Origin of the sequence: Methanosalsum natronophilum (assembly GCF_024808815.1) — an archaeon.
Classification (GTDB): Archaea; Halobacteriota; Methanosarcinia; order Methanosarcinales; family Methanosarcinaceae; genus Methanosalsum; species Methanosalsum natronophilum.
In genome coordinates, this window is the sequence record NZ_JANUCS010000026.1 from 1 (window position 1) to 12444 (window position 12444).

The following is a 12444-nucleotide window of genomic DNA, read 5'->3' on the forward strand; positions in this document are numbered from 1 at the left end:
ACCGAGTGGGATATTGAATTATTTAAGTGTTAAAAGAGGATATTGGGAAGGGAACATATCCAATAAAGTTTAACACCAAAGTTTTTGACAGCCTCGTTTTGTGCAATTATTGCAAAGATTTATAAAAAGCGATTAATGTTGTGTGTCAAAGCAAACAACGATGGGATTGCTATGATCAATATTTTAGTATTGCAGCGTTGCATGTTGTATACGACCCTGAAGTTCAAAGACAGGCCAATGACAGAACCTTATTTAGGCATTATCTTTTTTCTTTCAGAGATTCCTGATAAAACTACTATCTGGTCATTTCGTGAAAGTATTGCACAGGCATGAAAAGTAGTTGAGATATTGACGAACTCAAAGTTAATTAGATAAAAAAGATTGAAGATTAAGAAAGGAATATAAAATCTCAAAACAAACTAAAAAATATAAAAAAAGTAAGACATTGTTCACAAAAAATATGAGAAATAAGTTATGTTAGAAAAAATCAGCAGTTAAATGAAATTCTCCATACTAAAATCAATATAATTTTAACTGTAAAATCATCTTCTGAGAAAAATTAGGGAACTTGATAAATTTAGTTTTAACTGGCAAGCTTAGGTTGAATATTTATCAAACAACTTATTTTTAAACACAAACATCCTAACAGTGGTATTCTTAACTCCACCTCATCATGTAGGGATTTGAGGGTTTCATCTTTATATCCAGCTTAGAGCTCTTATATACCCCTTTTTCTGATACTTTTGAGCAATTGATTGTTCAAGTTCCTCCTGTCCAATAATCCTATTAGAAAACAAGTTAGCAGACGTATCAATGCATTTTCTATTTCTATGCTATCGATTATTTTATTAATATGAGCCTAAACCAATTATGCCCTTCAGGCTTCATTTCAGCAATGAACCCATTATAACCCCTTTTTGCTCTTAAATTTGCTTTTAAATGCTTAATATTTTAGATTCCTAAAAGCGCTTTGGTACCTGATAAGATCAATTCTTTGTACTTTGAAAGCAGTCAATGCTGTCAATAGTGCAGTAATATTCCTTATTGTTACAAACATCCTTGCAGCTTCTATGCCCCTAGTCAACGTTTTTGACCGATTATATCCTACAACTTCAAATGAGTTTTTTCTTTCGACAGTGGTCCTTATGTCATATAACTTTTGTAGAAGATGATGGTATTTTCTTGGAATGTAATCTGCTCTGAAATGGTTACCCCTATCTGTTTTCAGAATATTTCCTACACTATTAGATCTTGCAGCTATTACTGGAATTACTCCTCTATTAATGACTTCAATATTGGACTTGTAACTATCCGGACCTGCATCTGCCAATAGAACAATTGAGTTTCTAGATTTAGGTTTAGGCAACTGAAATTTTCTAACAGTTTCCTGAAATACAGTATTATCGTTTTTACTTGCATCAACTGCATCCCAATATACTGGTAATCCAAATAAGGAATCTACAATACATGTGTCAGTGTACCCGGTTCCTGATAACACATTATATGACCCCGATCTTTTCACATACTTTCCAGAATCCGAGTCAGAAGTCAAACCCGTTGATCTGCTTTTAATTCCATTACAATTGCGTTTGATAAAACGTCTATCCCATGCCCATATCTTATCATCAATCAATCCCAGATATCTGCATTCAATAATTAGTGATTGTGCATATTTTAAAAGTTGATTTGAAACCTTATGTAAACCTCTCCTATAAGATGACAGCGATAAAGTGCCATTGTTTTGAATATTTATTTCCCTTTGAATTGTTTTATTTTCATTATAATCTCTTACAAAGCTTTCAATATTAGAATAAGCAAGTTTACACCTTAAAATTTCTAGTTTAACTATGTTTTTAAAGTTTAAAAAGTCATATTGAGTCTTGTATCCCATTTCATTCTGAATAGAATCAAAGAATTTATTAAGAGAAGGGTTTAAGGTAAAAAGACGATTCAAATATCCCTTGAAGCCTCTGAATGAGTTAAAGGCTGCTATTTGGTCTTTGGGGATACCTGTATTATCTTCCACATATTTGCCCGTGGTTCTTGGAATCTTTCTATATGGTAATCTGATTCTGTTCTTGATACTACTGATGTTTTCTCGTAGGAAATCTGTGAGCATTGTTTGAAATATATGTAACAAGTGTCTTTTTGATGTTTGTCTGGATTTTTTATTTTTACCATTTGAAGTTACGACATGAATTTTAAAGTCATTCGGATTTTTTAAGATATAACCAATGCTAATGTCAATGTCTCTTGGTTCTTCATTCCCAATCGTGTGTGAATAATCTGTTAAAAGAGACTGATCTAAGAAAAATGGTCTACATTTAATTGTATCTACAGTTACTCTTGTGAATTTACTAAACAATTTCTTGTATGAGCTTTGTCCTTTTAGCGTTTTCAAATTAATTACGATGTTGCTAGATATGGTAGGAAAGTCATTCAATTGGAATGCACAAAATTTATATGCTTTGGTTATTATTTTAAACATGATTATACATATTTGGAGCTTTTTTTTCTGTTTCTAAGTTAAATAATGCTCTAATAAAGTATAATATATTCTATTTGTATTCAATATTAATTTTAAAAAGTTATAAAGCAAATTAATTAGGAAATAATGTTTTAGAATATCTTATTGGACCATAAAGCTGATTTAAGAGTGAATGGTTTAGGTTCATATAAGAATTCATAGAAGATTACAGAATTAGATTAAAGTTAAGTTAAGTGTAAATTATTAGTGAAATATCGAAGACTACAAGGATAAGTTGGAAAAAATCAATTCATTGAAATAGAATTTAAAAGAGCTGAAAGAATTGAGCTATTCCTTAAAAGAGAAAAAAAAGGTAACAAAATATATGAGGCTTAAAATTGGATTTTAACTTAAGCTTGCCAGTATCAAATAATACAAAGCTAAGAACACTTTTATCTCTTATGTATAGACAAATGAGATATAAAATCTAATTTTTTAGCTATTTCTTTACATTAAAGAGTTTACTATTGATAGGCTCTGTAGAAATCCTATTTTCTAGTACCACTTCAACCTAATGTTATAAAAAGGATAAGTCCCCTGTTTTTTTTGTTTGTTTACCAAAAAAACACAGGGGATGAATGTTTTTGTCAGGAAAATACTTAAACTTTATTGATACAGCCATTGCTGTCTCAGGAAGATCCCATCTTCCATTGTATAGTAGTAAGTATTCTAAGAGAAAATATACTCAGCACCAGTTAATGACACTGGTTTTACTAAAAGAATACTTAAATGAGGATTATAGAAACTTCGTAGAACTCATTGAATTAATGGATAAGGTACAGAATAAACTTGGAATAAAGAAGGTACCACATTTCACAACATTACAGAAATTCATGAGTAGAATACCAACACTATTTTTTAACAGTATGTTGAAACAAACTCTAAAACTCTTTTATTATCATGGTGAAAGAATATATCTTACTGCTATTGATTCAAGTGGATTTACAGGTGGACATTGTAGTTACTATTATTCAATGAGGACTGGAAAGAAAAGGAGATCATACCTAAAAACAAGTATAGCAATTGATGTTGAAAAATTTATTGTTACTGGATTTAAGATCTCAAGTAAACCTGTACACGATACAAAACACGCAACGACATTACTGAAGCAATGTCATAGACTTCGTCATTCAGAATACTATGTCCTGGATAAGGGGTATGACTCTGAACAAATTCATGTTCTCATACGAGAGAACATGAATTCAAGTCATCTTATCCTTGTAAGACAGAGGAAAAGAAAGAGACTAAAAAGTGAATACCGTAGGAAAATGGTTAAAGAGTTTGATAAGAAACCCTAACATTTGAGAAGATTGGTGGATAAAGTGTTCTCAGTTCTAAAATGAAATTATGGTGAAGAGTCAAAGCTAAAAAGTACGGAAACCAATTAAATGAAGTAAAATGTAAGCTATTAATCCATAATATAAAGATATAACTTTTTTACCATTATTATTCAATAGGATTTTTTACAGAGCTGAACCTAAATTTATTTTTATGTTGAAGTGTATAATTTTATAAAACGCTCAAAAACGTCAATCTTCAACTATATCTTTTAAGTCAGGATGTTCTAATTGAATTTTAATTGATTCTGGTAAATCATCTAAAGAACCGGCTTCTGCTAACGTCTTGCGTAGATCTTGCCATTCTTTATGCCGTGCTTGAACTAATACTGGAATTTTTTTTATATCTAATACTTGTGCAATTGCTAATCGATGTCTACAATCAACAAAAAGTAGCTCTCCATTGCGACCAATATCTACTGCAACGTCATTGTACCTATTATAAAATTTGTTTCCAATAATACTTTTAAATTTTTTTCTTTCAAAAGAACTGAATTTATTGATATCTTTACCAGATATATATCCATTTGATGAAATTTCACTATAAAGGTAATCTATATATTCGCAGTGTTTGATTAGTTCATTTAAGGTATTACTCTTGAATGCACGATTTCCGTTTTTTACCTGCTTAATCGCGTCTTTAATTATGTCTATATCTTCCCACTTTTTTCTATACTTGAAATGTTCATGTATGGCATGGGGAACATCTAGATTAATAAATGGCTTTTTTTTTTGATCCCAGTTCCCATCCTTAACTAGTCCAATTTTATGTATATTAAAAGATCCTCCACTTAAACCTGACACATATTTAATATCATGTGGATTGACATATAGTGTTTTTAGGGGATCAGCATCATGTAACTGTGCTTTAGACTTTAACCTGTAGGTTAGAACTAAGATTATATATAAAGGCCTGTGGAAAAAATAATCTTTGATTTTTGAGAAACTAGTTCTAATATTTCCTTTAGTATTTATATAGTATTTTTTTACCACTTGTAGTTCCTTCATATAATACCCGTAATTATTATTATTGCTTAATTTGAGATACTAAAACGATGTGAAAATTGTTAATTTTTTTATAATCTAACTTTTAACCTATTTGTTTATATCAAAGAGTTTAATATTGATAGCATTTTCATAAGCAAGCCCAATTAGTTTCACTATCTTAGATATTATATCTATATAGTAAAATAGTATTTTGTAATGAAATGGCAAATCATTCCAAATTACACCATTTTTCTTAAATGTAAAAAAAGCCCAATTATTTTCAGAAACCTTTGATACATTTATAGAGTTGACTAGACTATTTTTAAATGATTTATTGAGTTCTGGGTGATATAAAGATAATTGATACAATCCTCTACCAATCCGGAAGGATTTTTTAATTATTTGTTGAAAACTATTTCTTGCAGGATGTTTCATAATAATATTTGGATCAAACCTCATCATATATCCTGCATTATACACTCGATTTCCAAATTCATAATCTCCACTTGAAATAAGCTTTTGATCAAATCTTCCAACTATAGAAAATAAGCTAGACTTTACAACTAAACAACATGTAGGTGCGAAATGTCTTTTCTCAAGATATTCTTTTATTGGAAACCCACTTATTATATCATATGATGCGAATATACAATCGCTTTCAGAAACTAATTCAACATTGCATGCGAGATAATCAGTATTATTGTTTTTTATGGAATCATGAATCTCTGTTAACCAACTAGGACCTACCCACATATCAGCGTCAATAAATGCTATTAATGAGCCATTTGCAATACCAATACCTTTATTTCTAGCAGCATATGAACTCTGTATTTCCTCTTCTACAACTAGCTTTATTAACCTTGGGTACTTAACTTGATAGTTCATTACTATTGAAATAGTATCATCATTAGAACCATTATCGGCTACAATTATCTCAAAATCACCAGGATAATCTTGAGCTACGAGTGAATCAAGTGTATCTGTAATTCCTTTTGGATCATTGTATACTGGGACTATTACTGAAATTGATGAAAATCCGCTTTTAATCTTATTAATTTTCATTATAATCTTTTATTTCAATTTGTTTTAAAATATGGTTAGGCAGACGTGAAATTTCATATATTCTAGCCGTATGAGTAAGTGGATCATATGTATTTCTATCCATTAGCCCTGTTTTACCATTGTAACATTTATTAAATTGTTTATTGGTCCACCAATTAGCTAACTTAATATATTCCGATTTGTTCATTTCGCTTAACACAAAAAGTGCGAAAGGTACTTCAAAACCAGGTGGATTATAGGGGTAACCATACTTATTATCTTCTAACTTCTTAATATACTCATCAGTTAACATATAATTAAGGGTTGGTTTGAACTTTTTTGAATCCCAAAACTTATTTCCCGGTATATTCTGATAAAGTAGTGCAAATGCATACATGTTAAATGAATGGTAGCCAATAGATTTGATGAGCTGTTTTTGAATTCTGGAATTTATGTCCATACCAAAGACTGGAATTTTTTGTAGTATACTATTGTACCTTAACTTTGAAAGCTTCAGTAATAGAGTATCATTTTTATTGTTTGCTGCCAAACTTTGCCTAAGAGTTTCAATATGATGGTGTATTAATCCATTATTTAAAATTATTAGATTTTTATCAAGCTTTTCCATGAAAAAGTTAACTTTATCCATAATTCCAGGGTACTTTTCTCCTAGTAATGAACCTGCAGCAGCAAACCATAGTTGATGATTGAATGTTTCATCCATAGATAATACTTTACCATCAACCTCAAGCCTATGCCAGAGTCCATATTCATGATTGAAAGGATGCTGATTGAAAACTTCTGCTGCAAGTTTTCTGTACTTTTCATCTCCAAGAACTTCAGTAGCTTTAACGAGAGATTCAATAGTCCACGCCTGGCCCATAAGGCCGTTACATCTATCTTTTCCTTTTTTTTCTCGATGATAAAATGAAAAACCATAAGGTCTTGCTTTTTTAGAAGACAAATATTCTGCAATTTCTAAAACTTTATTTTTGTATTTTATGTCTCCAGTTAACTCATAGCATTTTGAAAAAGTTATAAGCCAATGTCCAGAGTTTCTAACAGGTGTTTCTGGGTCATTATAGAGTCCATTGTGGCCTGGACTCATACAACCACCGAATGGCTCTTTTTCTAGGACTATTTTTGATGATTTTATTAGTAGTTGGTGTAAACTTGTTTCGTTCATATGATCACTATTTTGTAATATCAGCTATTGACAAACCTTAAATTATTAGAACAATTTATAATTCATTTTTATTGTATTGTATTGTATATAATAGAATTTAAAAATAAATAAAATGGTTAAGGTGAATTAAAGTAAATTTAGAACATGATTTCCATTATATTTATTTTATAGATTTTACTAATGTCATTGCCTTTACAGGTAGATTTAAAAATGGAATATTTCTACAATAAAATAAAATAGCCTGCTTTGTTGATATTTTAGCATAAATATTCCAACTTTGCATTATATATTTCTTAAAATCTGAATGTTTATTTTCAGATAAAGATCTCCATGCGCTGTCCCACAACCAGAATGATATTTGATATTTGAACTCGTCATTATATTTATAGTTTAAATCTTTATTAAATCGTTCTAAATATCTTACTCTTTTATTATTGTGGCTTAGTGCATATTTGAGGTTTTTCATATTATCACTCCAAGATTTGTTTACCATCCTCCGATATACTGACATTGGTTCATCAATATAAACTGCTCCCCCTCTTAGTGCTCCGTGAATTTGCAAAAATTGATCGCCAACCGGTGCATCATTAAACCACTCCGGTAGATCAGACAAAACTTCTTTCCTAAACATCAACGAAGCTGTAGGACAAAACCCACCACCATTTCGAATAATCTCTTCAGGCGGAATAATTTTATTTCCTGTTTTAAGATATGTCCTGTATTCATTTTTCTTTGACCCATCATCATAGATAACCAAAGCTGGATGAAAGCTCATATCACATTCAGGATGTTTTTCCATTTCATCCACCTGTTTTTGGAGTTTTAAAGAGTCTGTCCAGTAATCATCTCCTTCACATAGAGCTACATATTTACCCTTAGCAAGTTTAAATGTAATTGTACTGGGTCTTATCCCCTTTGAATATTTATTCTCAACCTGATAATTTGGTTTTATAATATCGGGGTATTTCGTCTCGTATTCTTTTATTATTTCAGCTGTTTTGTCGGTTGATGCATCGTCATTAATAATGACTTCAAATAGGAAATCCGTTTTTTGCATGACAAAACCTTCAAGAGCGTCTCTAATGTAAGGTTCGTGATTGTAGGCAGCACAACAAATACTCACTAAAGGTTTACTGTTCATAATTCTAACCTCTTATTTACCAGTTGATTTTACCAATTATATCAAAAAGTTTTCTATTCGGATCTTTATAAAATTTCTGAAGGTAATGATGTAGGGAAGTTGTACCTGATTTTTGAGCACCAATTATAAGAAAATCAGGAGAAGTACCATCTACCAGATTTCTTTGAAGCGACTTTAACTGCTTGTAAATCTTATTTTTCATGTTTTATTCTCCCACGGAAAATCCGAATAAGGCGAATTTATACCAACGAATTTGACGAATCTCATATACGATTGAGGCTCTGCAAGATTTATTACAAGTAAATCCTGTGGTCTATCCTTAAAATAATCAATTACATCTGAGTTATATTTTTTATAATGATCAATCATAATCTGTTTATTATAAGGGTCATCATCTGGAGTATCATGCAATTTAACTGTATTGTACATGAATCCCTTCCGTATATATTCTGCATTTAAAAGATCCTCTGTAGTTGGAATGCGTCCATTTAATCCAAATTTTTTGGCATGAAATCTTGTAATAGAATTATACCATTGTTCTGGATTATTTCTGATTGTGAGAATAAATTTACTACCAGGATAGGCTTGATCAAGATATTTGAATGTATCTGGACAACTAAAAGGAACATCCTGAAATACCTGAGCAGTTTTGCAGTATTCAATAATTGGTTCAAATTTACCATTAAAGTAGTATTTATCATACAAGATTTCTGCTTTTCTTTGATTACCCACGATAAAACCTAAGTCTTGAAATGCTTTCTTAATTGAAGTTGTACCTGTTTTATTTCTGCCTATGCAAAAAAACAATCAATTCGCTCAAGAACGAAATAGAGATAAAACCATTAAGAGTATGGTCGGGTGCTAGCATCTATGGAGCTATTATCATTGGGTTCATAGCACAGTTATTTATCTCGTTGATGCGGTTTGAGTTCAAAGAACTCAAATCTACATCAACAAAATTCATAAAAAAAAGCTTATTGAATTTGACAGTTACCGTAGATTTTGCTAAAAAGAAGGTAAAAAAGTTCATTTATTCTAATTTTGATGCAATAAATACACTAATATTGAGTCCAAAGTGGCTAAAATCATAGTAAAATCAACAAAATTAGCTGAACTGGCAAACTCATTTTCCGACAAAAATTAGTAATATTTAATCAAAAATAGTTTAAACTGGCAAACTTAGGATACAATGAAAGATGAGATCTTCCTGAGACAGCAATGGCTGTATCAATAAAGTTTAAGTATTTTCCTGACAAAAACATTCATCCCCTGTTGTTTTTGTTTGTTTACCAAAAAAACACAGGGGACTTATCCTTTTTATAATATTAGGTTGAAGTGGTAATGGAAAATAGGATTTCTACAGAGCCTTGCCATGTCTTTTGAAGCAAAAAAATAAATAAGTGTCATTTCTCTAAGGAATTGATTAATTTTTCTATTCTTAAACAGGAGCTATCATCTTTATAATAGTGAATTTTATTGGCCAGTTTTTTCCTACTATCAACATATTCATCTATTCCGTCAGTTATTTTTTTAAGATTAAAAACTAGGTCTTTGCAGCTTTTTATAGATGGACCTGGAAGATTATTGAAGTAGTCATACTTGAACCCATTTAACCGATTGAACTGCTCATAGTCATAAGGAATAAAAATAATTGGCTTATCGAGCAATAAATAATCATGATATATAGAAGAATAATCCGTAATTAGTATATCAACAAAAGGTAGAATTATATTAACATCTTCAAATTCGTTATTCGCTGCTAACATAATATACCTGCTAGATGATGCAATATATTCAATATCTTTTCTATATTTTCTATCGTCAGATAAATCTTTAATATGTGGTCTTATTAGTAGTAATATTTTTTTATTCTCTAAAAAAGCTGTTATTTCAGATAAATTAAAATCATCAAAAGGGAAGAAAACTGTTTTTTCTCCGTGCATCCTCCATGTAGGTGCATATAATACAACTTTGTTATAGTCCAAGTTTAACACAAAACTGCTCCATCTTTTTTTTGTGCTTGAACTGGTATTGAATAACCAATCATTTCTGGCCAATCCTGTTGTTTTGTATTTATCTAAACATATTCCTTCACTTTTATGCTCTGTTCTTGCTATGAACTTTGATGTGGTAGTAGCAGCCACTATTTGTTCATTTTTGTGCATAAAGTTAGATTTGAAACTTTCATTAATTCCACTATTTACAGTTAGCCTAGAATTTTTCACTGATTGTCCATGACTCAAGAAAATCAGTTTTAAATCTTTAGGAATTAAATACTTAGTTAATGAAATATCTAATAATGTATTTGTATAGCAACCAACTTTAGCCTCGTTTAATACTCTTATACCCTTAAATGAATAGGCTAAAGCAACAGGACAATTTTTCGATTTAAGGCTCTGATATACGTTTACATTTTTAGTAATCCAGATAACGTCTCTAGAATTGGTTTTTAGGAACCATTCATAAAGGCATTTACTGTTATCCATATAGTAATTTCCATTGCGTGATCCGAAGATGATAATATTACCATACTCTCTATTTTTAAAAAGGTAGAATATATAAAGTATAGCGGACATAAACTTTGCAAATAAGTTCATAATAATATCATGAAGTACTATAATAAGAGACATTTCACCCTCGCTGTCATATTTCTTTTACATTCTCTTTATCGATAAATGCTTGAATTATTTTGATTATTTGAATGGTATCATCTACTTTTAGTTTATAATTTGCTCTAGTTTTTTTCCTATCGTTTATGAGTGAAATAAATTCTGCAAGTTCATATCTTAATCCATCACCTTCAAACTTATAAAAATACTTTTTATTGTATTCAGGGTTTTCAAATCTTGCTTCAAAAAACTCTGTTTTCCACCAAGGAGAAGGCACATATATATAGCCTTTGGTTCCGGATATTATTAAATCACCTTCAGACTTTACTCCTAGACCAACTTTTCCCGTAAAAATCGAGTTTGAATACGTTAAATTGAATTTGGTAAATAAATCTACTTTTTTTTCACTATCAAAATATGAATAAAAATAAAAATTTTCAAAATCACGGCCTAATATTTTTATTGCAGCTAAAAGAGGGTATGATGCCAATTCAGTAATACTTCCACCAGCCTCTTTAGCATTCAACTCTCTGCAATTTTGATTAACTAATTTTGTGAATGTTGCATCTACATTTTTTATTGTACCTATAAGCCCACTTTTAGCTAAGCCAATTAATCTTAAAAAACCTGGTGAATATGCAGTTTTTATTCCTTCTAAAAGAACTCTATCTTTTAACAACGCTAAAGAATACAGCTCAGTAGCATTATCGACATTCAAAACTAAAGGCTTTTCGCATAAAACATGTTTATCTGCTGCTAGAGCCTTTTTAGTATATTCATAGTGTGTTAGATGTGGGGATGCAATATAAACAGCATCTACTTTTTCTAAGAATGTACTAAAATTAGTTGTATGGAAACTTAATTCGTGATTTTCAGCAAAAAGTTTTACCCGTGATAAGTTTAAACCAAAAACTCCTTCAATGTTTACTCCACTTACAAATTTTGACTCTGCAATAAATCTTTCAGCAATTCTTCCATATCCGATTATACCAAGCTTTATTATACCACTTTTTTTACTTCTTAGCTCTGTGCTTGAAATACCTTTTGTTCTATCAAGGTAGATTACTTCACAGTGCTCTTTAAGATAATCAAATTTCCCTTTCCAATCCGACCCTATTGCAAATATGTCAACATTATATTTTATTATGTCATTTATTTTTTGTCCCTCGTATTCTTCAATTATTATTTTGTCCGCTAAACCTGTTTTTTTAACATTATTTACTCTTTGCATCAACTCGTCTTGTACATTCAATTTACCCCTGTTCTGATCAAAAATCTCACTTGTAACTCCAACTATTAATTGGTCACCTAAATCTCTAGCTCTCTTAAGGAGTTTGTAGTGACCATCATGAAAAAGATCAAATGTACCATATGTTATAACTAATGTTTGTTTTTTCATATTTATTCCTTTGATATAACCTTGTTAAATCTTCTATATCCAATTATATTGTTAAATTTAGTTTATTTTAGTAATAAATTACAATATTCAATGTAGTATCTCCTTTATTCATAAGGATTTCTGACAGCGTCACTAAATTGCTGTAAAATTATAATTAGTCCTGTACCTTATTAGAGTTCGATCAAAAACCTCAAAAAGAAGGTACAGGACATGAATG

Annotated in this window: 10 protein-coding genes and 3 pseudogenes; 3 read left to right on the top strand and 10 right to left on the bottom strand. The window is 30.3% G+C overall.

The features are described from left to right. Positions 1-135: 135 nt before the first annotated feature. The gene (locus J2T59_RS09820; protein WP_259135759.1) at positions 136-333 is read left to right on the top strand and encodes a hypothetical protein; all 198 of its coding nucleotides are present in this window, start codon (positions 136-138) and stop codon (positions 331-333) included. A 610-nt stretch (positions 334-943) separates the two neighbouring features. Here J2T59_RS09820 and J2T59_RS09825 read toward each other — a convergent pair. Next, positions 944-2488: a transposase gene (locus tag J2T59_RS09825; RefSeq protein WP_259135760.1), complete on the bottom strand. Its 1545-nt coding sequence runs from the start codon at positions 2486-2488 to the stop codon at positions 944-946. A gap of 617 nt (positions 2489-3105) precedes the next feature. Between J2T59_RS09825 and J2T59_RS09830 the strand changes: the two are divergent. Beyond that, positions 3106-3959 (top strand): annotated as a pseudogene (locus J2T59_RS09830) (IS5 family transposase). Between the two features lie 97 nt (positions 3960-4056). Here J2T59_RS09830 and J2T59_RS09835 read toward each other — a convergent pair. The 6 genes from J2T59_RS09835 to J2T59_RS09860 form a co-directional block, all read right to left on the bottom strand. Continuing rightward, positions 4057-4857: a hypothetical protein gene (locus J2T59_RS09835; protein ID WP_259135761.1), complete on the bottom strand. Its 801-nt coding sequence runs from the start codon at positions 4855-4857 to the stop codon at positions 4057-4059. Positions 4858-4959: 102 nt separating this feature from the next. Next, positions 4960-5913 (bottom strand): glycosyltransferase family 2 protein, encoded by a 954-nt coding sequence (locus J2T59_RS09840; protein ID WP_259135762.1) that lies wholly within the window; start codon positions 5911-5913, stop codon positions 4960-4962. Then, positions 5903-7078, bottom strand: coding sequence for a glycoside hydrolase family 88 protein (locus tag J2T59_RS09845; protein ID WP_259135763.1), 1176 nt, complete (start codon positions 7076-7078; stop codon positions 5903-5905). Before J2T59_RS09845 ends, J2T59_RS09840 begins: the two co-directional genes overlap by 11 nt. 160 nt (positions 7079-7238) lie before the next feature. Then, positions 7239-8219: a glycosyltransferase gene (locus tag J2T59_RS09850; protein WP_259135764.1), complete on the bottom strand. Its 981-nt coding sequence runs from the start codon at positions 8217-8219 to the stop codon at positions 7239-7241. Positions 8220-8235: 16 nt separating this feature from the next. Beyond that, positions 8236-8421, bottom strand: coding sequence for a hypothetical protein (locus J2T59_RS09855; protein WP_259135765.1), 186 nt, complete (start codon positions 8419-8421; stop codon positions 8236-8238). Continuing rightward, positions 8418-9026, bottom strand: a complete 609-nt coding sequence (locus tag J2T59_RS09860) for a sulfotransferase (protein WP_259135766.1) — start codon at positions 9024-9026, stop codon at positions 8418-8420. The genes J2T59_RS09855 and J2T59_RS09860 overlap by 4 nt, the downstream gene beginning before the upstream one ends. Between J2T59_RS09860 and J2T59_RS09865 the strand changes: the two are divergent. After that, positions 9017-9310: pseudogene (locus J2T59_RS09865) on the top strand (IS1634 family transposase); the annotation flags it as partial. The gene J2T59_RS09860 and the pseudogene J2T59_RS09865 overlap by 10 nt on opposite strands. A 69-nt stretch (positions 9311-9379) precedes the next feature. On the opposite strand, the pseudogene J2T59_RS10250 reads toward J2T59_RS09865, so the two are convergent. From J2T59_RS10250 to J2T59_RS09875, 3 genes and pseudogenes are all read right to left on the bottom strand, one after another. Further along, a pseudogene (locus J2T59_RS10250) lies at positions 9380-9481 on the bottom strand (IS5 family transposase); the annotation flags it as partial. Between the two features lie 141 nt (positions 9482-9622). After that, positions 9623-10849, bottom strand: coding sequence for a CDP-glycerol glycerophosphotransferase family protein (locus J2T59_RS09870; protein ID WP_310572676.1), 1227 nt, complete (start codon positions 10847-10849; stop codon positions 9623-9625). A 13-nt stretch (positions 10850-10862) separates the two neighbouring features. After that, positions 10863-12227: a Gfo/Idh/MocA family oxidoreductase gene (locus J2T59_RS09875; protein ID WP_259135767.1), complete on the bottom strand. Its 1365-nt coding sequence runs from the start codon at positions 12225-12227 to the stop codon at positions 10863-10865. Between the last annotated feature and the right edge of the window lie 217 nt (positions 12228-12444).